Origin of the sequence: Pantoea endophytica, assembly GCF_002858935.1 — a bacterium.
Taxonomy (GTDB): Bacteria; Pseudomonadota; Gammaproteobacteria; order Enterobacterales; family Enterobacteriaceae; genus Pantoea; species Pantoea leporis.
The window spans coordinates 81,594-107,250 of record NZ_PJRT01000025.1; the positions used below are offsets into that span (position 1 = coordinate 81,594).

General features: G+C 55.6%; 25 protein-coding genes and 3 tRNA genes. 11 read left to right on the forward strand and 17 right to left on the reverse strand.

The window, feature by feature from the left end:
* Positions 1–52: 52 nt before the first annotated feature.
* From modE to gpmA, 6 genes are all read left to right on the forward strand, one after another.
* Positions 53–835: a molybdenum-dependent transcriptional regulator gene (gene modE / locus PZBJ_RS15355; RefSeq protein WP_101763193.1), complete on the forward strand. Its 783-nt coding sequence runs from the start codon at positions 53–55 to the stop codon at positions 833–835.
* Between the two features lie 76 nt (positions 836–911).
* Positions 912–2,384, forward strand: a complete 1,473-nt coding sequence (gene modF, locus PZBJ_RS15360; protein ID WP_101763194.1) for a molybdate ABC transporter ATP-binding protein ModF — start codon at positions 912–914, stop codon at positions 2,382–2,384.
* 291 nt (positions 2,385–2,675) lie between these two features.
* Positions 2,676–3,719, forward strand: coding sequence for a galactose-1-phosphate uridylyltransferase (galT, locus tag PZBJ_RS15365; protein WP_101763195.1), 1,044 nt, complete (start codon positions 2,676–2,678; stop codon positions 3,717–3,719).
* The gene (gene galK / locus PZBJ_RS15370; RefSeq protein ID WP_101763196.1) at positions 3,720–4,868 is read left to right on the forward strand and encodes a galactokinase; all 1,149 of its coding nucleotides are present in this window, start codon (positions 3,720–3,722) and stop codon (positions 4,866–4,868) included.
* Positions 4,862–5,896 (forward strand): galactose-1-epimerase, encoded by a 1,035-nt coding sequence (galM, locus tag PZBJ_RS15375; RefSeq protein ID WP_101763197.1) that lies wholly within the window; start codon positions 4,862–4,864, stop codon positions 5,894–5,896. Before galK ends, galM begins: the two co-directional genes overlap by 7 nt.
* A 150-nt stretch (positions 5,897–6,046) precedes the next feature.
* Entirely contained in the window at positions 6,047–6,799 is a 753-nt protein-coding gene (gpmA, locus tag PZBJ_RS15380) for a 2,3-diphosphoglycerate-dependent phosphoglycerate mutase (RefSeq protein WP_008109047.1), read from the forward strand.
* A gap of 61 nt (positions 6,800–6,860) precedes the next feature.
* Here gpmA and aroG read toward each other — a convergent pair whose 3' ends face one another.
* Positions 6,861–7,913, reverse strand: coding sequence for a 3-deoxy-7-phosphoheptulonate synthase AroG (aroG, locus tag PZBJ_RS15385; RefSeq protein WP_101763198.1), 1,053 nt, complete (start codon positions 7,911–7,913; stop codon positions 6,861–6,863).
* 299 nt (positions 7,914–8,212) lie between these two features.
* Here aroG and PZBJ_RS15390 point away from each other — a divergent pair, with 299 nt between their 5' ends.
* The 4 genes from PZBJ_RS15390 to zitB all read left to right on the forward strand — a co-directional run bounded on the left by PZBJ_RS15390 (position 8,213) and on the right by zitB (position 13,259).
* Positions 8,213–8,569: a YbgS-like family protein gene (locus PZBJ_RS15390; RefSeq protein WP_192236776.1), complete on the forward strand. Its 357-nt coding sequence runs from the start codon at positions 8,213–8,215 to the stop codon at positions 8,567–8,569.
* Between the two features lie 103 nt (positions 8,570–8,672).
* Entirely contained in the window at positions 8,673–9,257 is a 585-nt protein-coding gene (locus PZBJ_RS15395; RefSeq protein ID WP_101763200.1) for a response regulator transcription factor, read from the forward strand.
* The gene (locus PZBJ_RS15400; RefSeq protein ID WP_167391197.1) at positions 9,239–12,325 is read left to right on the forward strand and encodes an ATP-binding protein; all 3,087 of its coding nucleotides are present in this window, start codon (positions 9,239–9,241) and stop codon (positions 12,323–12,325) included. Before PZBJ_RS15395 ends, PZBJ_RS15400 begins: the two co-directional genes overlap by 19 nt.
* Positions 12,294–13,259, forward strand: a complete 966-nt coding sequence (gene zitB, locus PZBJ_RS15405; RefSeq protein WP_101763201.1) for a CDF family zinc transporter ZitB — start codon at positions 12,294–12,296, stop codon at positions 13,257–13,259. Before PZBJ_RS15400 ends, zitB begins: the two co-directional genes overlap by 32 nt.
* Here zitB and pnuC read toward each other — a convergent pair.
* The 3 genes from pnuC to PZBJ_RS15420 all read right to left on the reverse strand — a co-directional run bounded on the left by pnuC (position 13,253) and on the right by PZBJ_RS15420 (position 15,706).
* A complete protein-coding gene (gene pnuC / locus PZBJ_RS15410; protein ID WP_101763202.1) occupies positions 13,253–13,975 on the reverse strand; it encodes a nicotinamide riboside transporter PnuC in 723 nt (240 codons plus the stop codon). The two genes, zitB and pnuC, sit on opposite strands and share 7 nt — an antisense overlap.
* A 27-nt stretch (positions 13,976–14,002) precedes the next feature.
* Positions 14,003–15,064 carry a quinolinate synthase NadA gene (gene nadA / locus PZBJ_RS15415; RefSeq protein WP_101763203.1) on the reverse strand — a complete coding sequence of 354 codons (1,062 nt, stop codon included), beginning with the start codon at positions 15,062–15,064 and terminating at the stop codon, positions 14,003–14,005.
* Between the two features lie 135 nt (positions 15,065–15,199).
* On the reverse strand, positions 15,200–15,706 hold the full coding sequence (locus tag PZBJ_RS15420; protein ID WP_101763204.1) for a methylated-DNA--[protein]-cysteine S-methyltransferase: 507 nt from the start codon (positions 15,704–15,706) through the stop codon (positions 15,200–15,202).
* A 158-nt stretch (positions 15,707–15,864) separates the two neighbouring features.
* Between PZBJ_RS15420 and PZBJ_RS15425 the strand changes: the two genes are divergently transcribed.
* Positions 15,865–17,331 carry an AlkA N-terminal domain-containing protein gene (locus tag PZBJ_RS15425; protein WP_101763205.1) on the forward strand — a complete coding sequence of 489 codons (1,467 nt, stop codon included), beginning with the start codon at positions 15,865–15,867 and terminating at the stop codon, positions 17,329–17,331.
* 436 nt (positions 17,332–17,767) lie between these two features.
* On the opposite strand, the gene PZBJ_RS15430 is transcribed toward PZBJ_RS15425, so the two are convergent.
* From PZBJ_RS15430 to cydB, 13 genes are all read right to left on the reverse strand, one after another.
* A tRNA-Lys gene (locus PZBJ_RS15430) sits at positions 17,768–17,843 on the reverse strand.
* Between the two features lie 27 nt (positions 17,844–17,870).
* A tRNA-Lys gene (locus PZBJ_RS15435) sits at positions 17,871–17,946 on the reverse strand.
* Between the two features lie 53 nt (positions 17,947–17,999).
* A tRNA-Lys gene (locus PZBJ_RS15440) sits at positions 18,000–18,075 on the reverse strand.
* Positions 18,076–18,241: 166 nt separating this feature from the next.
* Positions 18,242–19,036 carry a cell division protein CpoB gene (gene cpoB / locus PZBJ_RS15445; RefSeq protein WP_101763206.1) on the reverse strand — a complete coding sequence of 265 codons (795 nt, stop codon included), beginning with the start codon at positions 19,034–19,036 and terminating at the stop codon, positions 18,242–18,244.
* 9 nt (positions 19,037–19,045) lie between these two features.
* Positions 19,046–19,564 (reverse strand): peptidoglycan-associated lipoprotein Pal, encoded by a 519-nt coding sequence (pal, locus tag PZBJ_RS15450; RefSeq protein ID WP_101763207.1) that lies wholly within the window; start codon positions 19,562–19,564, stop codon positions 19,046–19,048.
* Positions 19,565–19,628: 64 nt separating this feature from the next.
* Positions 19,629–20,924: a Tol-Pal system beta propeller repeat protein TolB gene (tolB, locus tag PZBJ_RS15455; RefSeq protein ID WP_101763208.1), complete on the reverse strand. Its 1,296-nt coding sequence runs from the start codon at positions 20,922–20,924 to the stop codon at positions 19,629–19,631.
* A gap of 116 nt (positions 20,925–21,040) precedes the next feature.
* Complete coding sequence (gene tolA, locus PZBJ_RS15460) at positions 21,041–22,336, reverse strand: cell envelope integrity protein TolA (RefSeq protein WP_101763209.1); 1,296 nt, start codon at positions 22,334–22,336, stop codon at positions 21,041–21,043.
* 26 nt (positions 22,337–22,362) lie between these two features.
* The gene (gene tolR, locus PZBJ_RS15465; RefSeq protein WP_008107389.1) at positions 22,363–22,791 is read right to left on the reverse strand and encodes a colicin uptake protein TolR; all 429 of its coding nucleotides are present in this window, start codon (positions 22,789–22,791) and stop codon (positions 22,363–22,365) included.
* 13 nt (positions 22,792–22,804) lie between these two features.
* Positions 22,805–23,491, reverse strand: coding sequence for a Tol-Pal system protein TolQ (gene tolQ / locus PZBJ_RS15470; protein ID WP_101763210.1), 687 nt, complete (start codon positions 23,489–23,491; stop codon positions 22,805–22,807).
* Positions 23,488–23,892: a tol-pal system-associated acyl-CoA thioesterase gene (ybgC, locus tag PZBJ_RS15475; RefSeq protein ID WP_008107385.1), complete on the reverse strand. Its 405-nt coding sequence runs from the start codon at positions 23,890–23,892 to the stop codon at positions 23,488–23,490. Before ybgC ends, tolQ begins: the two co-directional genes overlap by 4 nt.
* Positions 23,893–24,090: 198 nt before the next feature.
* Positions 24,091–24,384 carry a cyd operon protein YbgE gene (gene ybgE / locus PZBJ_RS15480; RefSeq protein WP_101763211.1) on the reverse strand — a complete coding sequence of 98 codons (294 nt, stop codon included), beginning with the start codon at positions 24,382–24,384 and terminating at the stop codon, positions 24,091–24,093.
* The gene (cydX, locus tag PZBJ_RS15485) at positions 24,384–24,497 is read right to left on the reverse strand and encodes a cytochrome bd-I oxidase subunit CydX (protein WP_007890642.1); all 114 of its coding nucleotides are present in this window, start codon (positions 24,495–24,497) and stop codon (positions 24,384–24,386) included. Before cydX ends, ybgE begins: the two co-directional genes overlap by 1 nt.
* Positions 24,498–24,512: 15 nt before the next feature.
* On the reverse strand, positions 24,513–25,652 hold the full coding sequence (gene cydB / locus PZBJ_RS15490) for a cytochrome d ubiquinol oxidase subunit II (protein WP_101763212.1): 1,140 nt from the start codon (positions 25,650–25,652) through the stop codon (positions 24,513–24,515).
* Positions 25,653–25,657 lie beyond the last annotated feature (5 nt).

Genomic DNA, 25,657 nt, shown 5'->3' on the forward strand with positions numbered 1-25,657 from the left:
CGTGCTTTTACTTTTAAGCAGTAAACTGAGCGGATTAACCTAAGGAGCTGACATGCAGGCAGAACTTTCTCTCCATATTCGTCTTCAGCAAAAGCTGTTTGCCGATCCGCGTCGCATCGAATTACTGAAACGCGTGCAGCAAACCGGCTCCATCAGCCAGGGCGCGAAACTGGCGGGCATCAGTTACAAAAGTGCCTGGGATGCGATCAATGAGATGAATCAGCTGGCCGACAAAACGCTGGTGGATCGCGCCACCGGCGGTAAAGGCGGCGGCGGCGCGCAGCTGACGCGTTATGGCGAGCGGCTGATTCAGCTGTTCCAGTTGATGGAGCAGATCCAACAAAAGGCTTTCGATGTGCTGCAAAACGACAGCTTGCCGCTCGACAGTTTGCTGGCGGCGATTGCGCGTTTCTCGCTGCAAACCAGCGCGCGCAATCAGCTGTTTGGTACGGTGCTGGCCAGCGATCATCAGCAGGTGCAGCAGCACCTTGAGGTGCTGCTCGCCGATGGCGTAACGCGCCTGCAGGTGGCGATCACCGCACGCAGTGCCGAACGCTTGCAGCTCGATAGCGGCAAAGAGGTGCTGGTGCTGATTAAAGCACCGTGGATTCACGTCAGTCACGCCGCCGCCAGCAGCGACAATCAACTGGCTGCGCAGATCAGCGCAATTGAGCCCGGCGATCAGCTTAGCGAAGTATTGATGGCGTTGCCGAGTGGCGAAACGCTGTGCGCGACCGTCACCAATGAGGCGGTGAAACAGCAGAATCTGCAGGTTGGCGCCAGCGTCACCGCCAGTTTTAATGCCGAACACGCCATCATCGCCACACTGCTCTGAAATCCACGCCATGATTTGACTTCGCCTGCATCGCTGGCTAAAACTGGACAACACGATGCATAAAACGGAATAGATCATGGCTTCATTGCAAATTTCGCAAGGCACGTTTCACCTTAGCGACACCCGAGCACTGTCCCTTAACGATTTAACCCTCAACAGCGGCGAAAGCTGGGCATTTGTCGGCGCCAACGGCAGCGGCAAGTCATCGCTGGCGCGCGCCCTTTCCGGCGAGTTGCAGCCCGGTAAAGGCAGCGTGCAGCAGGATTTTCAACGCCGCACGCGCCTGTCGCTGGAGCAGCTACAGAAACTGGTCAGCGATGAGTGGGAACGCAACAACACCGATTTGCTAAGTGAAGGCGAAGACGATACCGGTCGCACCGCCGCACAGATCATTCAGGATGAAGTGCAAGATGAGGCGCGCTGTCAGGCGCTGGCGCAGCAGTTTGGCATCACTTATCTGCTCGATCGTCGCTTCAAATATCTCTCCACCGGCGAGACGCGCAAAACGCTGTTGTGCCAGGCGCTGATGGCGCAGCCGGATCTGCTGATCCTCGATGAACCTTTCGATGGGCTGGATGTGGCGTCACGCGCCAGCCTGGCGCAAACCCTCAACGATCTGCATCGAAGCGGTTTTAGCGTAGTGCTGGTGCTCAATCGCTTTGATGATATTCCCGATTTTGTCGGGAAGGTCGGCGTGTTGGCCGAATGCACGTTAACCCACGTGGGCGAACGGCGCGCGATTCTGGCCGAAGCGCTGGTGGCGCAGCTGGCGCATAGCGAGAAGCTTGCTGGCATGGCACTGCCGGAGGCGGATCAACCCGATCAACTGCCGCAGCTGGCCGAAGATGCGCCGCGCGTGATACTGCGCAACGGCGTGGTGTCGTACAACGACAAAGCGGTGATTGATGGCCTGAACTGGCAGGTTAATCCCGGTGAACACTGGCAGATTGTGGGGCCGAACGGCGCGGGTAAATCCACCCTGCTCAGTTTGGTAACCGGCGATCATCCGCAGGGTTACAGCAACGATTTGACGCTGTTCGGCATCCGACGCGGCAGCGGTGAAACCATCTGGGACATCAAGCAGCACATCGGTTACGTCAGCAGCAGCCTGCACCTCGATTATCGCGTCAGCTGTAATGTGCGCACCGTGGTGCTCTCCGGCTTCTTCGATTCGATTGGTCTGTATCAGGCGGTGTCCGATCGGCAAAAAGCGCTGGCGCGTCAGTGGCTGGCGCTGCTCGGTATGGATAATCAGCTGGCGGATGCGCCGTTCCACAGTTTGTCGTGGGGCCAGCAGCGGCTGGTGCTGATTGCGCGCGCGCTGGTGAAACATCCCACGCTACTCATTCTCGATGAACCGTTGCAAGGGCTTGATCCGATTAACCGTCAGCTAGTGCGCCGCTTTGTTGATGTGCTGATTGGCGAAGGCCGTACGCAACTGCTGTTTGTCTCCCACCACGCCGAGGATGCGCCGCAGTGCATCACCCATCGCCTGAGTTTTGTCGCGCAGGAACAGGGTTACGGTTTCCTGCAAGAGTCGCTGCGTTAAATAGCGGTTGCCATAAGTGGCAATCCTACAAACATCTAACGTGCATAGCGCCATTGCCAAAATAATTCGAGCTGCGGCAAGCAGCAGCAGTTCGAAGTATGAAGGCAATGTAAGCGTTACCATTTCATCGCCTGGTAATTCAACAAACACACGCAACAACCCCACAAAATGAGAATCGTCACCTTGTGTAAACGATACCATTTATCCAGACTGGATCACGCTTTCACGCTGGTCTTTGTGCTACTTTGATCAAAATCATTTTTATCTGTTTGCCGTTTACCAGGACTCATCATGGAAAAATTTAACCCGGTCGATCACCCGCATCGCCGTTATAACCCATTGATCGATCAATGGGTGCTGGTCTCACCCCATCGCGCTAAGCGCCCGTGGCAAGGTGCGCAGGAAACCCCGGCACTGGAGCAACTGCCAGCGCACGATCCTGACTGTTTCCTCTGTGCCGGAAACACCCGCATTACCGGTGACAAAAACCCCAACTATAAAAGCACTTACGTGTTCACCAATGACTTTGCCGCGCTGATGACTAACACGCCAGACGCACCGCAAAGCGACGATCTGTTGATGCGCTGCGAAAGCGCGCGCGGTACCAGCCGGGTGATCTGCTTCTCGCCGGATCACAGCAAAACGCTGCCGGAACTGCCGCTGAGCGGGCTGGAAGATATCGTGCGGACCTGGCAGGAACAGACTGCCGATCTCGGCCAGCACTATCCTTGGGTGCAGGTGTTTGAAAACAAAGGTGCGGCGATGGGCTGCTCCAACCCGCATCCGCATGGCCAGATTTGGGCCAACAGCTTCCTGCCAAACGAAGCGCAGAAAGAAGATGACAATCAACGTCACTATTTTGCCGAGAAAGGCACGCCGCTGCTGGTCGATTACGCTACGCGTGAGTTGAGCGATGGCAGCCGTACGGTGGTGGAAACCGAACACTGGCTGGCCGTGGTGCCGTGGTGGGCGGCGTGGCCGTTTGAAACCTTGCTGCTGCCGAAAGCCCATGTGAAACGCATCACCGATCTCTCCGAGCCGCAGCGCACCGATCTGGCGCTGGCGCTTAAGCAGCTCACCAGCCGCTACGACAACCTGTTCCAATGCTCTTTCCCCTATTCGATGGGCTGGCACGGCGCGCCGTTCAACGGCGAAGCCAACGATCACTGGCAGCTGCACGCACACTTCTATCCGCCGCTGCTGCGTTCAGCCACGGTACGCAAATTTATGGTTGGCTATGAAATGCTGGCCGAAACCCAACGTGATTTAACGGCGGAACAGGCAGCTGAACGTCTGCGTTCTGTCAGCGATGTCCATTTCCGCGAGGCGCAATAAATGTCATTAAAATCCATTACTCAACAGGTTTTCGCTGACACTTTCGGCTATCAGGCGACACACAGCATTCAGGCACCGGGCCGCGTCAATCTGATTGGCGAACACACCGACTACAACGATGGCTTTGTGCTGCCGTGCGCCATCGATTATCAAACCGTGATTGCCTGCGCCAAACGCGACGATCGCCAGGTGCGTGTGATTGCTGTCGATTACGACAATCAGCAGGACAGCTTCTCGCTGGATGCGCCGATTGAGCCGCTGAAAGAGCCAATGTGGGCCAACTACGTGCGCGGCGTGGTGAAACATCTGCAAAAACGCGATGCCAGCTTTGGCGGCGTTGATATGGTGATCAGCGGCAACGTGCCACAAGGCGCGGGCCTGAGTTCTTCGGCGTCGCTGGAAGTGGCGGTAGGTACCGTATTCCAGCAGCTGTATGCATTAAACCTCGATGGCGCAGCGATTGCGGTGAACGGTCAGGAAGCGGAAAACCAGTTTGTCGGCTGCAACTGCGGCATCATGGATCAGCTGATCTCCGCGCTCGGTCAGCCGGATCACGCCATGCTGCTGGATTGTCGTACGCTCGGCACGCGCGCGGTATCAATGCCGGAAGATGTCGCGGTGGTGATCATCAACTCCAACTTCCGTCGTAGCCTGGTGGGCAGCGAATACAATACGCGTCGTGAACAGTGTGAAACTGGCGCACGCTTCTTCAATAAACCGGCGCTGCGCGATGTGACGCTGGAAGAGTTTGAAGCCTCTGCTGGTGAGCTGGATGCGTTGGTGGCAAAACGCGTGCGTCACGTGATTAGCGAAAATGCGCGCACGCTGGAAGCAGCCGATGCGTTAAGCGCGGGCGATCTGAAACGCATGGGCGAACTGATGGCCGAATCGCACGCCTCGATGCGTGACGATTTCGAAATCACCGTGCCGCAAATCGATCAGCTGGTTGAGATTGTGAAAACAGAAATCGGCCCGCGCGGCGGCGTGCGTATGACCGGCGGCGGTTTCGGTGGCTGCATCGTGGCGCTGATACCAACCGATCTGGTCGATGCGGTGAAAGCGGCGGTGGCCGAGAAGTATGAAGCGCAAACCGGCATCAAAGAGACCTTCTACGTGTGCAAAGCGTCCGCAGGAGCAGGCCAATGGTAAGTGATGTGAATTCACACGCGCCAGACGGGCAACCGTGGCGCATCACTGTGCTGCGCAATCGCAACGGCATGGTGGCTACTTTTATGGATTGGGGCGCGACCTGGCTGTCAGCGCGCGTGCCAATGTTGGATCACAGCGTGCGTGAAGCGCTGCTCGGCTGTGCCACGCCGTCCGATTATCTGCATCAGGATGCTTATCTTGGCGCGACGATTGGCCGCTACGCGAACCGCATCGCCTCGGCCGAACTTAAGCAACTCAATCTACAGCTGGCGGCTAATCAGGGCGCACATCAGCTGCACGGCGGGCCGCAAGGTTTCGATAAACGTCGCTGGCAGATTCTCAGTCAGAGCGAAAGCGAGGTGCACTATCGCCTCGATTCGCCCGATGGCGATCAGGGTTATCCCGGCAATGTGATCGCCAATGTCATCTATCAACTTGATGACGATAATTGCTTGTCGATTCGCTATGAAGCGCAAACCGACAAGCCTTGCCCGGTCAATCTCACCAACCATGCTTACTTTAATCTTGATGCGCATCATGGTGATGCGCGCCAGCATCGCTTACAACTGCACGCCGATCGTTACCTGCCGGTGGACAGCGAAGGCATTCCTAACGCGCCGCTGAAAGAGGTGGCGGGAAACAGTTTTGATTTCCGCCAGCCGAAGCGCGTCGCCGATGAGTTCCTCGCCGATGACGATCAAAAAGCGGTGAAAGGCTATGACCACGCCTTTTTGCTTAACACCGCTGGCGACAGCAGCCAGCCCGCCGCCCATTTATGGTCTGCCGATGGCAAGCTGGAGCTGAGCGTGTTTACTGCCGCTCCGGCGCTGCAGTTCTACACCGGCAACTATCTGGCGGGAACACGCGCCCGTGAGCAGGACAGCTATACTGCTTTCCAGGGCATCGCTCTGGAGAGCGAATTTTTACCGGATTCGCCTAACCATGCAGAGTGGCCGCAGCCCGATTGCTGGCTGCAACCCGGCGACAGCTGGCAGTCCGTGACGCGTTATCGCTTCACGCCGCACTGAGCGACCGGATGAAAAACGCGCACTGCGCTGCCGACAGGCTTACGCCGTGCGTTGTTTTCCGCTATGGTATGGCGCTATTAGTGAGCCGCTTCTCAGTGGCCGCAGCCGGTTTCAATACTAATCGTAAATCGAGCATTAAGGAGTAAAGCTATGGCCGTAACTAAGCTGGTACTGGTGCGACACGGCGAAAGCCAGTGGAACCAGGAAAACCGCTTCACCGGATGGTACGACGTTGACCTGTCTGACAAAGGTCGCACTGAAGCCAAAGCAGCCGGTCAGCTGCTGAAAAAAGAAGGTTTCGTGTTTGATTTCGCTTACACCTCAGTGCTGAAGCGCGCTATTCACACCCTGTGGAATGTGCTGGATGAGTTGGATCAGGCTTGGCTGCCGGTTGAAAAAACCTGGCGTCTGAACGAGCGTCACTACGGTGCGCTGCAAGGTCTGGATAAAGCAGAAACCGCCGCTAAATACGGTGACGAGCAAGTGAAACAGTGGCGTCGTGGCTTTGCTATCACGCCACCAGAACTGGATCGCGCTGATGAGCGTTTCCCAGGCCACGATCCGCGTTACGCTTCACTGACTGACGCGCAGCTGCCAACCACCGAAAGCCTGGCGCTGACCATCGAACGCGTGATTCCTTACTGGAACGAAAGCATTCTGCCGCGCATTAAGAGCGGTGAGAAAGTGATCGTTGCTGCACACGGCAACTCACTGCGTGCGCTGGTTAAATACCTCGACAACCTGAGCGAAGACGAGATCCTCGAACTGAACATCCCAACTGGCGTGCCGTTGGTGTATGAGTTCGATGAGAACTTTAAGCCGCTCAAGCGTTACTATCTGGGTGATGCTGACGAGATCGCTGCGAAAGCCGCAGCCGTAGCAAACCAGGGTAAAGCGAAGTAAGCGAACGCTGAAACGCAAAAAGGCCAGACGCAAGTCTGGCCTTTTTTATTGCCGCATTGGCTTAGCTGCGGCGCTGTTTGACCGCCTCAGCCAGCTGACGCAACGCCTTCTCAGTGTCTTCCCAGCCGATACAGGCATCGGTCACGCTCTGGCCGTACACCAGCGGTTTGCCGCTTTCGAGGCTCTGATTACCTTCCACCAGATGACTCTCGATCATCACGCCAGTAATCGCCTGCTCACCACCGGCAATTTGCTGTGCCACGTCGTCGGCAACCACCATCTGACGTTGGAACTGCTTGCTGCTATTAGCATGGCTGAAGTCGATCATCACTTGCGGACGCAAGCCTGCTTTCTCCAGACCGGTTTTCACGGCCGCCACGTGTTCGGCGCTGTAGTTCGGCTCTTTGCCGCCGCGCAGGATGATGTGGCAGTCTTCGTTACCGCTGGTTTCGACAATCGCCGAGTGACCATATTTGGTGACTGACAGGAAGCAGTGTGGCGCGCTGGCCGCACCGATGGCGTCAATCGCCACTTTGATGGTGCCGTCGGTACCGTTTTTGAAGCCCACCGGGCAAGAGAGGCCGGAAGAGAGTTCGCGATGCACCTGCGATTCGGTGGTACGTGCGCCAATCGCGCCCCAGCTCATCAGGTCGGCCATATATTGTGGCGTGATCATATCGAGGAACTCACCGGCGGCTGGCAACCCGATATCGTTGATATCCACCAGCAGCTTGCGCGCCAGGCGCAGGCCGTCATTGATCTGGAAGCTGCCATCCATAAACGGGTCGTTGATCAGCCCTTTCCAGCCCACCGTGGTGCGCGGTTTTTCAAAGTAAACGCGCATCACCACTTCGAGATCGTCTTTTAGCTCATCACGCAGTGCCAGCAGGCGCGTCGCATACTCTTGCGCAGCCTGGGTATCGTGAATTGAGCACGGACCGATCACCACCAGCAGACGATCGTCTTCGCCATGCAGAATGCGGTGAATCGCCTGACGTGACTGCGCTACGGTTGCAGCCGCTTTATCGGTGGCGGGGAATTTTTCAAGCAAAGCAACAGGAGGCAGTAACTCTTTGATCTCTCTGATGCGTAAATCATCGTTCTGGTAATCCATACACAATTCCATTCAAATTTCTGGCCCAACGTCCGTCGGGCGCAACCCGCCCACTTTAGCCCTTCACGCGGTGGGTGTAAATTACGCACCGCGCTTAAAATGTACATCTCAAATTTGCATTTATATATCCATGCACTAAGCTTTTTAAATGTAAGCACTAAGGAATGATGTGTTTGCAAAATTAAATTTTTAAGTGAAGCGTATAAGGTGGATTTTATTCCATCGCGGCACGCTATTTTCGTCACTCAACACCAGCGGGTGTTAGACGGCAACTATCCATTAATTACTGGAGCATAATGATGAATAAGTTTGCAATGATCTTTCTGACAGCAGCGATGACCATGGGTAGCGGTGCTGTAATGGCTGCGGATAACAACAATGGTGCGGCCAACGCTTCAGCTGAAGCCGGTGCAGCAGCTGGCGGTGCAAAACAAAATCTGCCACCTAATAATGTTGATAACAGCAAAATTAACAGCGGTAGCACCAATACCAACAGCGCAGCAACGTCAGGCACTGACTCAAGCAATATGTCAGCCAACCAGGTGCACAAAAACAGCATGTGCAAAGACGGCAAATGCCCGGACATGAATAAAAAAGTCGACACCAAAGAGGGTGGCGGCCACGTGAAACATAAAACAGACGGTACTTCGCAATAAGTTTCCTTCTGTTTGATCAAGGGAGAGCTTCGGCTCTCCCTTTTATTTTGCCCCCCGCCCTTTTCCGCTATGCTGAAGCAATGAAATTCACAGGAACTGTTTCATGGCTTCATTGCTGCTTATTGATGATCACCCGTTAGTTGCCGTCGCACTGGAAGCGGCTTGCGTTAATGCTCCTATCATGTTGAATATTCACGCCGCTGGCGACGAAGCGCAGGCGCGCCAACTGCTTCAACAACATCCCATCGATTTAATTGTGCTGGATATCGGTTTACCCGATTGCGACGGACTCGAACTGCTGCGCCGGTTGCGCGTGCGTAATCAGCACTGCCCGGTGTTGATCTATTCCGCGCAGCAGAGCCGCCACACGCTGCTCAGCGCCGTGTCGCTTGGCGCTGCCGGTTACGTGGTGAAAAGCCAAAGCATGGCGCAACTGTTGAGCGCGATTCTGGCGGTGCTCGGCGGCCAGCAGGCTTTTCCGCCGCTGCCGGAACGTATCGAACTGCCGTTAACCGAGAAAGAGCAGCAGATTGTAGCGCTGCTGGTGCGCGGCCTCTCGAATCTGCAGATTGGCGAACAGCTGCATATCAGCAATAAAACCGTTAGCACCCACAAGAAGAACATCCTGGAGAAAACCGGCGTACAGTCGGTGGTTGAGCTGGCTGAGCTGTGGAAAGCGCAGCAGTGAGGATCTGTTTGCTGCTGTGTACGCTGCTGCTGAGTGTGATGGCGAAAGCCGATCTGCAACCCGCCAGCAGCGTGATGTTACCCGCGATGATGCCGGCCCCACACGCCGAGCCGTGGCCTGGCGCAACGTTGCGCGTCGCGGTGCCGGCACAAAACAGCGCACCCTGGGCGATGCGTATTGGCGATCACCTCTGGGGCATCGACGCCGACTATCTCAGCGCCCTAAGCCAGTTGACCGGTACGCATTTCACGCTGCAAAGCTATGCCGATCGCGCGCAGCAACTGGCAGCCTTGCAGCGCGACGAGGTGGATTTGGTGTTAAGTAATCAACATGCCCAGCTCCCATCCGATGTGCTGCTCAGCGACAGCTGGTACAGCAGCCCGATTCGCATCTATCGCAACCGGGATAATCAGCGCGCGGTGATGTTCAATAGCGAAACCGCGCAGCTCACCATTGCCGAAGCGACGCTGGCGCAGTTGCCCACTGAATTTGTGCAGCAGCATCGCTGGCACACCTTGCCGGGCGATCTGCAGGCGCTGTATGCGCTGCTCAATCAGCAAAGCGATTATCTGGTCGCCGATGAAGCCAGCGCCGGTTTCTTGCTGGGCCAGCTGCAGCAAGGACAAATTTACCAAATCACTGCCGATCCTGGCGCGGGCGAATTAACGCTACGCGCAATGACGCGCAATGCCGCGCTGATCCACTGGCTTAACAGCCAGCTGCGCCTGCTGCCCGCCGAGTTCAGCAGTCGGGTCCAGCAGCGCTGGAGCCCGCCGCTGCTGCGTTATCAGGACACACAAACTCTGATGCTGTCGGCCAGCGAAAAGCAGTGGCTGGCGCAACATACTGAGATTCCGTATGCGGTTGAGGCGGATAACGCGCCCTGGAGTTATCGCGACAGCAGCGGCAACGCGCGCGGCTTCGGCATCGACATGCTGAACGCACTGAGCCAAAGTACCGGCCTGCGTTTTACCCCGCGCTGGGTCAACAATCCGCAGCAGGCCGCCACGCTACTGCAGCAACAGCAGGTGATGCTCAACCTGTTGCAGCCGCTGTATGGCGACGATCCCGGCAGCAATACTTTGCCGGTATGGCGCGCCATTTGGGGCATTTACACGCTTGACACGCATCAGCCAATGAACTGGCAATCGCTACAAGGCCAGCGCGTGGGCGTATTACGCGACGATCTCGCCATACGTTTGCTGCCGTCAGGTATTACGCCGCAGCCGTTCGACGATCGGACGCAGCTGTGGCAAGCGCTGAATAACGGTCAGATCGATGTGCTGGTAGATAACGTGCTCTCTGCCCGCTGGCGTATGGCGAGTCACGAAGATAATCGTGTGCATCTGGCGTTTGCTGCCAGCGATATCGCCTGGCCGCTGGCACCGCAGGTCAGTGCTGAACAGCCTGAGCTGCGCGCCCTGCTCGACCATGCATTGCAGCAAATCCCGCCTGATACGCTCAACCAGATGCGCGTCAGCTGGTCACAGCCGCCGCAGCCCGGCACGACGATGGCGATGCGCAATATTCCGCTGATGATTTTGCTTGCGGCAGGCGTAATTATTCTGTTGCTGTTGGGCTTGCTGGCGCGTCGTTACTGGCAGCAGCGCCGTGACCGATTGCAGCGTGAGCAGGCCGAACGCGCCAATGCCGCCAAAAGCCAGTTTCTTGCCACTGCCAGCCACGAACTGCGCACGCCGATGCAGGCGATTCTCGGTTTGCTGGAGCTGGAACAGCAGCAGCATCCGAGTGAACGGCTGGCGCTGATGCACAGCAGCGCGCGGTCGCTGATGGCGCTATTGAACGACTTGCAGGATCACGCGCGTATTGAGAGCCAGAGCTTCCGTCTGGCACCGCGCCCGCTCAATCTGACGCTCTGGCTGCAGCAACAGCAGCAGTTTTATCATCCGTTAATGCGCGATGCCGGGCCGAACCTGATCGCCGAAGCGCTGACGCCGCTGCCTGCCAGCGTGTTGCTGGATGGCGATCGCCTGCAGCAGGTGGTGAATAATCTGGTGGCCAACGCCCTGAAATTTACCCGCGAAGGCGAAGTGCGCCTGTCGCTGGCGGTGAGTGAGCTTATCCAGCTTACGGTCGCCGACACCGGCAGCGGCATCCCGCTTAACGAGCAGGCACAACTGTTTGAGCCGTGGTATCAGGCGCCGTCTGGCAAAAGCCATGCGGTGCAAGGCAGCGGCTTAGGTTTGTTTATCTGTCGCGAGATTGTGCAACGAATGGGCGGTACGCTAACGCTCACTTCAGCACCGGGCAGCGGCACCACGGTCAGCGTGCAGTTGCCATTAGTCGTGAGCCAAGAGCCGTTAACCGAGCGCACAGCCAGCTGGCCTGTTTACCCGCAGCTGCGCGTGGCCATTGTGGACGATCACCCGACCAATCTTTTGGTGATGCAGCAGCAGCTGGCGATGTTTGGCGTTGAGGCGCAGGTATTTGAAGAGGGCCGAGCGCTGCTGCGCGCCGATGCTCAGCGCGCCTTCGATATTCTGTTTATCGACCAGATGATGCCGCGCCCGGATGGTTTAACGCTGCTGCGTATTCTGCGCCGTCGTCAGCGCCAGCGCGGCAGCACCTCGCTGCGCGTGCTCTGCTCTGCAGATGTTCAGTTGCTGAAAATCGCCTTGCTGGATGACGAAGCTCTGCTGCTCAAACCCATTGAGCTCGATCATCTGGCACCGCTGCTGGCGCGCGCAGTAAAAGATCCATTGGATGTCTTGCCAAACAGCTTACTGATTCTGGCGCAGGATAATCAGGCATTTATTCCGCGCATCTGTCAAACCTTGCAGCGCACGCTGCAACAGGATCGGGATTTGCTGTTGAACGCGCGCGATACACAAAATTGTACGGCCCTGGAACAGGCTGCACACCGCATGAAGGGCAGCTGGTTGATGCTAGGCATTGATGAGGTAGCCGAGCGCTGTCAGCAGTTGATTGAGCAGGTTAAACAGCAGCAGTTGCCGCTTGATGATCTCAATTTACTGATATCATTAACAAACAGGTTACTTAAACAACTGGATAATTATGGCACACACGCATTCTCACGGGACCGCTAACGGCAACCGCAAACGACTGGCCGCGGCGTTTGGCGTAACGGCGCTGTTTATGGTGGCCGAAGTGATCGGCGGGCTGGTTTCTGGCTCGCTGGCGCTGCTGGCCGATGCCGGACATATGTTGACCGATGCCGCCGCGCTGCTGATGGCGTTACTCGCGGTGCAGTTTGCTCAGCGCAAGCCTAACGCGCGCCATACCTTCGGCTTGCTGCGTCTCACCACCTTAGCGGCGTTCGTCAACGCCATTGCGCTATTGGTGATTACGGTGCTGATTGTCTGGGAAGCGCTGCGTCGCTTCTATGAACCCCAGCCGATTGCCGGCGGATTGATGCTCGGCATCGCCATTGCCGGTCTGCTGGCCAATCTGCTGTCGTTCTGGCTGCTGCATCGCGGCAGCGAAGAGAAGAATCTCAACGTACGTGCGGCGGCATTGCATGTGCTGGGCGATTTGCTGGGTTCGGTCGGTGCGATTGTCGCGGCGGTGATCATCATGCTGACCGGCTGGACGCCAATCGACCCAATTTTGTCGCTGCTGGTGTCATTGCTGGTGGTACGTAGCGCCTGGTCGCTGCTGCGCGAGAGCCTGCATGAGTTGCTGGAAGGTGCGCCGGGCCATATCAACGCGGATAAACTGTCACGCGAGCTGACGCGCAATATCGATGAAGTACGTAACGTGCATCACGTTCATTTGTGGCAAGTGGGTGAAAAACCGGTGCTGACGCTGCATGTGCAGGTGATTCCGCCATACGATCATGACGGCCTGCTTAAGCGCATTCACCACTATTTGCATGAGCACTATCAGATTGCCCACGCCACGGTGCAGATGGAATATCAGCCGTGCAGCGGGCCGGACTGCGAGTTGTGTTTAGATAATAGCGCCGCGCAGCACGATCACCACGATCATGCTGCGCTGGAAGGTCACGCTCATCATCACTGATGGGACAGCGCGCGCGAGCCATGTTCGCGTGCGCTTTGCATCCACAGGCGCGAACCGTTAAGCGCAATCAGCGTCAGAATCGCGTACTCCAGTGACATAGCATATACGCCCTGACGCGCAAAGATCATCACGCTGATAACGTTGATCACCACCCAAAGCAGCCAGTTCTCAACGTACTTACGCGTCATCAAAATCATCGCCACAATCGACAGCACCATCAAGCACGAATCCCAGAATGGGAACGCATCCGGCTGCAGTTGCGGCATCGCCACGTTAAGCCCCAGACTTTGCATGATGCCGACCGCTGTTTTGGTCAGGAAGGCAAAGACCGGATCGATGTACACCGTCATCAGCGCAATCGCCACCACGCACGCCGCGCCCCAGCCCAATGCTTTCGGCAGCGGCAGCCAGCGAATTCTCAGCTCCGTTTCGTAGTTAGAGGTTTGCCTACTCCACGCGTACCAGCCGTAAACGTTGGCGACGAAGAAGAACAGTTGCAGCAACAAGCTGGCGTAGAGCTGAATCTGGAAGAAAATCACCGCGAACAGCGTGACGTTTATCAGCCCGAAAAAGTAGTTGATGATTTTCTCAAGGCTGGCGAGCCAGATGCACAGCAGGCCCGCAAGGGTACCAACGGCTTCGATCCATGAGAGATCGTAACCGCCAACGCCGATCGGAATGTGAACCAGAATATTTTGCGTGCTAAAGAAGTCCATATTAGGTGCCTGTGTAACGGGAGCCCGTCATGCATTCCCTTTGATTTTAAGTTTAAGATCTGCAGCAAAGGATAGCATGCGGTTGAGCGGTAGCAACGCGGCCTCACGCAACGCGCTATCCACATGGATCTCATGCGCGCTGCCGCCACGCTCCAGTCCTTCAGCAATCGCTTTCAGGCCGTTCATCGCCATCCAAGGACAGTGCGCACAGCTGCGGCAGGTGGCGCCCTCGCCTGCGGTGGGCGCTTCCAGCAACTCTTTGTTCGGCACCGCCTGCTGCATTTTGTAGAAGATGCCGCGATCGGTGGCGACGATCATCTGCGGATGCGGCAAACTTTGCGCCGCCTGAATCAGCTGACTGGTGGATCCCACCGCATCAGCCAGATCGACAATCGCCTGCGGTGATTCAGGATGCACCAGCACCGCCGCATGCGGATAGAGCGCCTTCATGCGTTGCAAAGCCTGTGTTTTGAATTCGTCATGCACAATACAGGCACCCTGCCAGCACAGCACATCCGCGCCGGATTTTTGCGTGACGTAGCGGCCGAGATGGCGATCCGGTGCCCAGATGATTTTCTCGCCGAGGCTGTCAAGATGCTCAATCAGCTCAACCGCGATGCTCGAGGTGACGACCCAATCCGCACGCGCTTTAACCGCCGCCGAGGTGTTGGCATACACCACCACCGTGCGATCGGGATGCTGATCGCAGAAGCGGTTAAACTCTTCAATTGGGCAACCGAGATCGAGCGAGCATTCCGCCTGCAAGGTGGGCATCAGCACGGTTTTTTCCGGGCTAAGGATTTTTGCGGTTTCACCCATAAAACGCACGCCCGCCACCAGCAAGGTTTTAGCGGGATGAGTACTGCCGAAACGCGCCATTTCCAGTGAGTCCGATACGCAGCCGCCGGTCTCTTCCGCCAGCGCCTGAATTTCGGGATCGGTGTAGTAATGCGCCACCATCACCGCATCGCGTTCTTTCAGCAAGCGTTTGATTTTGTTTTTGTAGTGGGCTTTTTCATCGTCGCTGAGACGTGCCGGTTTCGGCGGGAAAGGATAGATCGCGCTTTCAGGATCGAACATCAGGCTCATGACACGGCTCTCGTTTTCTCAATTTAACAAAATTGCCTGTTACGGCAATGATGCGGCATCAAAACCGCTATCGTGTTTTATATGCTAAACACGATAGCGGAATTGCGCGAGAGTGTCGTCTCTTTTTTGCGCGCTCTACAGCAACAATGCGCTGCTCAACGTTTTCTGCGGACTTTCCAGCTCCAGCAGGAAGGCTTTAACGGTGAGTCCGCCTGCAAAACCGGTGAGTTTGCCGTTGCTGCCAATCACGCGATGGCACGGCGCCATAATCGACAGCGGGTTTTTACCGTTCGCTGCGCCCACGGCGCGCACCGCTTTCGGATTGCCGATCTGCTCGGCGATTTGCAGGTAGCTGCGCGTTTCTCCAAACGGGATGGTGAGCAGCGCCTGCCACACTTTTTTCTGGAACTCGGTGCCGACGGTGTCGTACGGCATATCAAACTGCTGACGCTCACCGGCGAAATATTCGCGCAGCTGGCGTTCGGCCTCACACAGAATCGGATGCTGATCGTTACGGCTGATCGGTTTCAGCGGCACGCGCTGCGCCCCTTCGTTTTCCCACAGAATCGCCGACAATCCTTTATCGGTGGCAACAAGCGTGAGCTCACCAACGGGCGTCGCGATGATTTTGGCATGATACATGGTGCACCTCCGGCATATTCTCTGCTGGCGATTATCGCATTTCCGTCGCAGGAAACTGGCTGTTTTCGGTCATCAGCATAAACTGGTTAGCTGTCCGAAAGCAGCGAGTTTTCCTGTTCAGCTTGCGCGACTATGCCGTTTATTTGCCGGAGACGATGATGTTTGATGCTGAAATTGCGTACCAGGCGCTGACGTCGCGCGATAGCCGCTTCGACGGGCTGTTTTTTGTTGGCGTGACATCCACCGGCATTTATTGCCGCCCCATTTGTCCAGTGAAAGCGCCGATGCAGAAGAACTGCCTGTTTTTTAGCAGCGCAGAGGCCGCCGAGAAAGCGCACTTCCGTCCGTGTTTACGCTGCCGTCCGGAACTGGCGCCCGGCTCTGCGCCGGTGGATAGCCATCACCGCATTGCCGATCGTTTAATTCGCCGCATCGAAGAGGGCTTGCTGGAAGAGCAGGAGACGCTGGCAGACATCGCTGGCGAGTTTGACCTCAGTGAACGTCAATTGCGTCGCGTGGTGCAGCAGGAGCTCGGCGTATCGCCTTTAGAGCTGCGTCAGACACGTCGTATGCTGCTAGCCAAGCAACTTCTGACAGAAACCTTTTTGCCGGTCACGGAAATTGCTTACGCCAGCGGCTTCCGCAGTTTGAGGCGCTTTAACGATGTGTTCCAGGCGCGCTATCGCATGACGCCCTCCCGCCTGCGCAAGCAGAATCAACCCGACGCCGTGAAAACCACGCAGGAGAGCGCCGAACTGCGCCTGAGTTATCGGCCGCCTTACGATTGGGATGCGATGCTCGATTTCCTGCAACAGCGCGTGATGAAGGAAGTGGAATGGGTGAACGAGGGCATGTATCACCGCACCGTGGCGCTGGGCAACTGTCGCGGCTGGGTGCGTGTGAGCCATGTTGCGGGGAAACAGTCGCTGAAGGTGCAATTCACAACGTCGCTAACGCCAGTGCTGCCCGCTTTGCTGCGTCGGCTACGCGATCTGTTTGATTTGGATGCGCAGCCACAGCGCATAGCTGAGCATCTAAGCCACGATCCGCTTTTAGCCGAGAGCTTATCGCGCTTTCCGGGTTTGCGCGTTCCTGGTGCGTTTGACGGCTTTGAGTTGGGTGTGCGCGCGATACTCGGCCAGCAGGTTACCGTCAAAGCCGCAACCACGCTAAGCAGCCGAATGGCACAGCGCTTTGGTGAGCCGCTGGTGACGCCGTGGTCAGAACTTTCGCGTTTGCCGCCAAATGCGGAGTCGCTGGCGGCGGCGAGCATTGATGATATTGCCAGCCTGGGAATCGTCAGTGCGCGTTCACATGCCATTCAGGCGTTGGCGCAGGCCTGTGCTTCCGGCGCATTACGCTTTAACGGTGCGGTGAATCCAGATGTGGTTCAGCAGCAGTTACTGGCGCTAAAAGGCATTGGGCCGTGGACGGCAAGTTATATCGCGATGCGCGCACTGCGCTGGCCTGATGCGTTTCCCAAAGAGGATATTGCGATTCGTAATAATCTCGGCGGCGTGAATGCCAAAGTAGCGGAGCAGTTATCGCAGGTTTGGCGGCCGTGGCGCAGCTATGCGGTGCTGCATATCTGGAAGAGTCTGACGCCGGTTAAGAAATCCAAATAGTGCGTTTCAGGCGGAAATAAGGGGCGGTTACGTAAAGTCGCCGTGGATACATCCCTGTAGGCTCTGCCGGCGCATCCATGCGCCGGAAGCTTTACTCCACCGCCCCTTATCCCCGCCTTCATGCAAATATGTGCACTTTTTTAAAAGAGATAATTTAGCGTATGGGCCAGAAAAGGCGGGAGCGGAAGGAACGAAGCGCCCGAGCCATGGACAAAAATGCCGGGAGCGTTTTTGCACAACGCGAAGCGTTGCCCGCTTGCGGGCGAGCCTCATGGATGAGGCAAGTACTTGCGAGGCCGATCCACAGGGATGTGATGTGTCTTCGCGATCCGTCCCGCCTTTTAGAGCCCGGCCCCCATCCCAAAGCAACACTGCAAAAATTTTATTAAAACGTAAAAAAGCAAAAAGGCGCCTTTAGGGCGCCTTTCTACATAACTGGTGGGTCGTGCAGGATTCGAACCTGCGACCAATTGATTAAAAGTCAACTGCTCTACCAACTGAGCTAACGACCCGCTGTGGGGCTTACAACCTTTACTTGATGGTGGGTCGTGCAGGATTCGAACCTGCGACCAATTGATTAAAAGTCAACTGCTCTACCAACTGAGCTAACGACCCATCAAGGTTGTGAAGCTTACTGAAGAAATCATCTCACTTACAACGGGTTGAGATGGTGGGTCGTGCAGGATTCGAACCTGCGACCAATTGATTAAAAGTCAACTGCTCTACCAACTGAGCTAACGACCCATCTTCAGTGCTGCCGATACTTGTTAAGATATGTCCCGGCAACGGCGGCATATATTACTGATTTAGCGGGAGGGCGCAACCCTTATTTTCCACTAAATGTCTCAATTGCTTACCTTTCATGCTGTAAGACCAGAAATCACACGAAATCCGGTCTTTTAGGCACAAATTACAACCCAGCAAGACGTTTTTGCGCCTGCTTAGCAGAATCACTATTTGGGAATTGTTTGATCACTTGCTGGAAGACAGCCTTGGCTTTCGCCGTGTCGTTCTTCTCTTGCATGATCACACCAACCTTAAACAGCGCTTCCGGGGCTTTTGGCGATTTCGCGTAATTTTTTACCACAGTGGCAAAATAATAAGCCGAATCGTCTTTTTTACCCTTGTTGTAATACAGCTGACCAAGCCAGTAATTGGCATTCGGCTGATAGGTAGAATCAGGATATTTCTTCACCCAAGCCTGCAGGGCAGTGATCGCCTGATCGTACTGCTTCTTCTCCAGAATCAGCGCAACCGCAGCATTGTAGTCCGTGTTGGCATCGCCGGTTTGCGCTGGCGCGGCCGAACTGGCGCTGCTACCGCTATCCGCAGAAGCCGCAGCGCCCGCTGCAGCGGCATCAGCACCACCGCTCGCCTGCGCACCGTTACTGCCGGAGCTAAGGCTGTCGATTTGCTGATAGAGCTGCTTCTGGCGCTCAATCACCTGATTAAGCTGATAGCTGTTTTGCTGGATTTGCCCGCGCAGCGAATCGATATCGCTTTGGTTGTCGCTCATCTGCTGCTGCAATTGCTGCAAAAGCTGAGCCTGGGCATTAGAGATACGTTCAAGAGTGGTGACGCGGTCTTCGACCGAGCCTGAGCCAACGCTACTGATTGACGCCTGGGCATTAGCGGCCCCCAAAGGAGCCGCTAAACCAACCAGTAACGACAGACTCAACAGATGAAGTCTGAAGTTACTCATCATGATATTTTCTTAGTAAACCAGTACGGCACGACGGTTTTTAGCGTAAGCCGCTTCGTCATGACCCAGTACAGCTGGTTTTTCTTTACCGTAAGAAACGATAGACATCTGGTCAGCAGAAACGCCTTTGCCTTGCAGATACATCTTAACGGCGCTTGCACGACGTTCGCCCAGGGCGATGTTGTATTCTGGGGTACCGCGCTCATCCGCATGACCTTCGATGGTCACTTTGTAAGACGGGTTGCCACGCAGGAATGCAGCGTGCTGATCCAGCATCTGAGCGTAGTCAGAAGCCACGTCATACTTGTCCAGACCGAAGTAAACGATGTTGTTCTGCTGCAGCTGCTGCATCTGCAGGCGCGCTTGTTCATCAGAAGACATGTTACCGCCGTTCTGACCAGCACCATAAGCACCGTCGTTAGCGCCCATGCCAGTCTGATCGTTGTTGTTGTTTTTGTGTGAGCTACATGCAGCTACTGCGATAACCGGCAGAGCCAGCATCAAACCCTTCAGCACTTTGTTCAGTTGCATTTCTTTATCCTATTATTTTGTTTGCCATACATTTTAATCCCCCGCCGTGCAGGGGACCTATGCATCACAGATACGGCGACCAGGCAGGGAATTTGACCTGCCCATCAGTTGCCGGAAGACGCGCTTTGAAACGCCCGTCGGTTGAAACCAATTGCAACACGGAACCCATCCCCTGAGTAGAGCTATAGATTACCATTGTGCCGTTTGGCGCCAGACTCGGCGTTTCATCCAGGAACGTGTCCGTTATTGTTTGAACGGCTCCCGTTACCAGATCCTGTTTGGCGACGTGCTGAGCGCCACCGGCGCTGCTGATCATCACCATAGTTTTACCGTCGGTTGACACATCCGCATCCTGGTTTTGCGCACCTTCCCAGGTAATACGTTGTGGCGCACCGCCGTTGATACCAACTTTATAAATCTGGGGCGCACCGGCCTGATCCGAGGTGTAAGCCAGTGTCTGGCTGTCCGGGAACCACGTTGGTTCAGTGCTGTTGTAGCGACCATCAGTCACCTGACGCGTCTGACCAGAAGCCAGATCCATCACATACAGGTTCAGGCTACCGGTTTTCGACAGCGCGAAGGCGAGTTTAGAACCGTCTGGTGAGAAGGCTGGCGCACCGTTGTGACGCGGATAAGAAGCCACCTGACGGATTGCACCGTTAGACAACGTCTGAACCACCAGCGCAGATTTGCCGCTTTCGAAGGTCACGTAAGCCACTTTGCTGCCATCTGGCGACCAGGCCGGAGACATCAATGGCTGCGGTGAACGGTGAACCACAAACTGGTTGTAGCCATCGTAATCCGACACGCGCAACTCATACGGGAACTGACCGCCATTGGTCTGCACCACATAGGCAATGCGGGTACGGAATGCGCCTTTGATGCCGGTCAGCTTTTCGAACACTTCGTCACTGGCGGTGTGCGCTGCGTAACGCAGCCACTGCTTAGTCACTTTATAAGAGTTCTGCGCCAGCACGGTGCCTGGCGCGCCGCCGGTGTCCACCAACTGATAGGCAACTTGATAGCTGCCGTCAGCGTTAGGCGTTACCTGACCAACTACGACCGCATCAATACCCAATGCGCTCCATGCGGCAGGTTGAACTTCCTGTGCGCTGGCTGGCTGTTGTGGCAGACGAGAACGATCGAGCGGATTAAATTTACCGCTGTTACGTAAGTCAGCAGAAACGATCCCGCCGATGTCTTCTGGTGCCGCGCCTGGGCCAGCCCATTGGAACGGAACCACACCAATAGGACGTGCGGTGTTAACGCCCTGCGTAATTTCAATACGGACTTCTGCATGAAGCATTGCTGCCCACAGCAGTACAAAAAAACCTAAGGTTACACGAAGTGCCTGCTTCATTTTTTCTCCCTTACCTGAACCAGAGGTTCATGATAATTCGCACAGTTCCTGAAAAACACGAGTACTCATAGAGTATGGCAAGCTAACCTTAGTTCAACCTGCCGTACGTTACTGCATTATTCTGGTTTGAAACGCATCGGTGCGTTTTTAAACACTTCATACACCGCCTGCGAAGGCGGCTTCGGAATCCGCGCCTGCTTCGCGGCAGCAATTGCCGCCTGACACAAAGCGGGGTCGCCACCTTCCGATTTAACGTCAATCAGCAAACCATCCGGTGCCAGTTTAATACGCAGGTTACACTCTTTACCTTTGTACAAATCTGCATCGTAGAAACGGCTCTGAATCGCCCCGACCACTTGCCCCAGATAATTATTGATATCTGCGCCTGACGCGCCCGCTTTCTTCTGATTGCCCTGCCCTGCAGCGCCACCCGATGCGGTGCCGCTTTTCGGTGCATTCTTACCAGAAGACAAACCACCTAACAGGTCATCAACCGCATTTTCGTTCTTCGCAGCTTCAGCGGCGGCTTTTTTGGCATCCGCAGCCGCTTTCGCTTTTGCATCCGCTTTGGCCTTAGCAGCCGCATCGGCCTTGGCTTTCGCCTCGGCGGCAGCCTTCTCTTTGGCTTCTGCTGCGGCTTTTTCCTTCGCCTCAGCAGCCGCTTGCTCTTTAGCCTCTTTGGCTTCCTGAGCCGCTTTCGCCTTGGCATCGGCAGCAGCCTGCGCTTTGGCTTCAGCGTCCGCTTTGGCTTTCGATTCTGCGGCCGCTTTTGCCTGCTGCGCCGCTTTCTCTTTCGCTGCTTCAGCGGCAGCGGCTTTCGCCTGCTCTTCTGCTTTCTTCTTCGCGTCAGCTGCGGCTTGCTTGGCTTCTTCTACCGCTTTGGCTTTGGCGTCAGCCGCTGCTTTTGCCTGCGCATCAGCTTCCGCTTTGGCATCAGCTTCCGCTTTGGCATCAGCCTTGGCTTTCGCTGCGGCGGCTTCGGCAGTTTTCTGCTGTTCCTGGGCCTGCTTAGCGGCGGCTTCAGCGGCTTTCTGCTGCTCAGCCTGCTGCTTCGCCTGCTCTTTGGCTTCCTGCTGGGCCTGCAAGCGCTCTTTTTCCATCTCTTTCAGGCGCTGCTGCTCAGCAGCTTGTTTCTGCTGTAACTCTTCGGCATGCTGCTGCGACTGCTTCTGACGCTGCTGCTCGGCGCGCTGACTGTCTCGTTGCTGATTCTGCTGGCGGTTATACTGCTCAACCACGGCGCCGGAATCGACCATCACTGCGTCAATATCACTGCCACCGCCACCGCCGCTGGATTCGATTTTTTCGTTAAACGAGCTCCAAATCAGTAGGGCGATCAGCACGATGTGCAGAATCACCGAAACGATTATCGCGCGCTTTAACTTGTCGTTCTGCTCGGTTGCCTTCGACACACTCGGTTCCCAAAAAACGGTTCGCTTTAAATCGGCTGCGTCATCAAACCGACAGATTTCACGCCTGCCTGATGTAACAGGTTCAGCGCCTTGATGATTTCGTCGTAAGGGACGTCTTTCGCACCGCCGATCAGGAAGACCGTTTTCGGATTGGCTTCAATCCGGCGCTGCGCTTCGCTCACCACCTGCTCCGGCGGTAATTGAGTCATACGATCGTGATCCACCACCAGGCTGTACTGGCCAACACCAGACACTTCAACAATCACCGGTGGATTATCATCAGTTGAGACGGTTTTTGAATCTGTCGCATCCGGCAGATCCACTTCCACGCTCTGGGTAATAATCGGCGCGGTTGCCATAAAGATGAGCAGCAACACCAACAGCACGTCCAGCAGTGGAACAATGTTGATTTCCGACTTAAGGTCGCGTTTACCGCGACCACGGGTTCTGGCCATCGTAAACCTCGACTTACTTCGTGTTGTCGGTGGAGAAAGCCTGACGATGCAGGATAGCCGTGAACTCTTCCATAAAGTTGTCGTAGCCCTGTTCCAGCTTGTTAACGCGCTGGTTCAGACGGTTGTACGCCATAACGGCAGGAATGGCCGCAAACAGACCGATTGCGGTAGCGATCAACGCTTCGGCAATACCCGGTGCAACCATCTGCAGCGTGGCCTGTTTTACCGCACCGAGGGCGATAAAGGCGTGCATGATCCCCCACACCGTACCAAACAGACCGATATACGGACTGATGGAGCCAACGGTGCCAAGGAAAGGAATGTGAGTTTCCAGCGTTTCCAGTTCACGATTGAAGGAGATACGCATCGCACGGCTCGCGCCCTCAACGACCGCTTCTGGCGCATGGTTATTAGCACGATGCAAACGCGCAAACTCTTTGAAACCCGAATAGAAAATTTGCTCAGATCCGCTCAGTTCATCGCGGCGTCCCTGGCTTTCCTGATACAGGCGTGACAGCTCAATACCCGACCAGAACTTATCTTCAAACGCTTCGGCTTCGCGCCCCGCCGCATTCAAAATGCGCGTACGCTGAATAATGATCGCCCATGAGGCAATAGAAAAGCCGATCAAAATCAACATGATAAGTTTGACCAGAAGGCTCGCCTTCAGGAACAAATCAAGAACATTCATGTCAGTCACTGCTTGAACTCCGCGACAATAGACTTGGGAAGCGCAATTGGCTTCATTAGATGTGGGTTGATGCAGGCAATCAGGACTTCTGCTTCATTTAGCACTTTGCCTTCTGCATTCACGATACGCTGCGAGAACGTCATCGTTGCACGCGTCATTGAGGTCACTTCTGTTTGAATTTCCAAAAGATCGTCCAGACGTGCAGCCGCAACAAAATCGATCGTCATGCGTCGTACCACAAAAGCCACCTGCTCTTCCAACAGGACCTGCTGATTGAAATGGTGCTGGCGCAACATTTCGGTACGTGCTCGTTCATAGAAAGCAAGATAACTGGCGTGGTAAACCACACCACCGGCATCGGTGTCTTCGTAATAGACACGAACCGGCCAGCGAAACAGCGTTGTACTCACTCTACATCCCGGTCTCATTTTAAACGTTGCTACTATACGCAAGAGAGATCGGCTTGGGAATGGTCCGCTGACGCCGCGAGAAAATAATTATCACAGGTTAACAACTGGAAGGATTTATAGGATGTTTCTTGACCGGACGCTGACAAAACCTCACGTCAGCGTCTGAAATTGCGGCGTTTTTAAGTCCTGAGCCTGGACTTAATAGTAGAACCAGAAAATTCCTGCCACTAAAACTATCATCGCGGGCAACGGCGAGAAGAGCGCTTGCCAGCGTAGGCGCTGAGGGCGAAATCCGGTGCCGTGTATCACGCCGGTACAAACGGCCCATATCAGCAGCATTCCGTGCCATATCGCTAAATCACTGGTGCGCGCGGCAAAGCGTGAAGGCTGCCAAATGACACAGCCCGCCAGCCACAACGCGAGGATTAGCGAAAGGGCCCGAAGCGGGCCCTTGTCCATCAGACGATAAAGCGTCTGAATCAGTGTGCGCATCAGACTTGCTCGTCCTTCGCGCTGCTCTCTTCAACGTGCTCCAGCGCCAGCGCCGTAATCACACCGAACGCACAGGCCAGCAAGGTGCCAAGAATCCAGGCAAAATACCACATGCTCAATCTCCTTAATCAGTACAGGGAGTGCGTATTGCTCTCAATGTGTTCTTTGGTGATACGGCCAAACATCTTGTAATAACACCAGGCGGTGTACGCCAGGATAATCGGTACAAAGATGATAGCGGCAATGGTCATCACTTTCAGCGTCAGCAGGCTAGACGTGGCATCCCACATGGTCAGGCTGATGCCCGGCACGGTGCTGGATGGCATGATGAAGGGGAACATCGCAATCCCGGCCGTCATAATCACGCAAGCCAAAGTCAATGAAGACGAGATAAACGCCAGAGCGCCCTTCTCGATACGCGAGCAGAGAATGGTCAGCAGCGGCAACACCACGCCCAACAGCGGGAACAGCCACAGTACTGGCATCTGATCGAAGTTCACCATCCACGCACCGGCTTCACGCACCACATCTTTACCCAACGGGTTGGATGCCGCGTGATGATCGATAACGCTTTTCAGCACATAACCGTCGATGCCGTATTTCACCCACACACCCGCGAGAATGAAGCACACCATCATTACCAGCGCCGAGATTTGCGCGGTGCTGCGGCTGCGGACGTGTAACTCACCGGCAGTACGCATCTGCAGATAGGTTGCGCCTTGCGTCAGGATCATCGCCACACTCACCACACCCGCCAGCAAGCCAAACGGGTTCAGCAACTGGAAGAAATTGCCGGTATAGAAGAGACGCAGATATTCGTCAGCATGGAACGGCACCCCTTGCAGCAGGTTGCCGAACGCCACACCAATCACCAGCGGCGGAACAAAGCTGCCGATGAAAATGCCCCAATCCCACATGCCGCGCCAGCGCATATCTTCAATCTTTGAACGGTAATCAAATCCGACCGGACGGAAGAACAGTGAAGCCAGCACCAGAATCATCGCCACGTAGAAGCCGGAGAACGCGGCGGCATATACCATTGGCCAGGCGGCAAACAGCGCGCCACCGGCAGTGATCAGCCAAACCTGGTTTCCGTCCCAGTGCGGCGCAATGGTATTGATCATGATGCGACGTTCGGTATCAGTACGACCCAGAATGCGCGTCAGCATACCAACGCCCATATCAAACCCATCGGTGACTGCGAAACCGATCAGCAACACGCCAATCAGCAGCCACCAGACAAAGCGCAATACTTCGTAATCAAACATGGTCG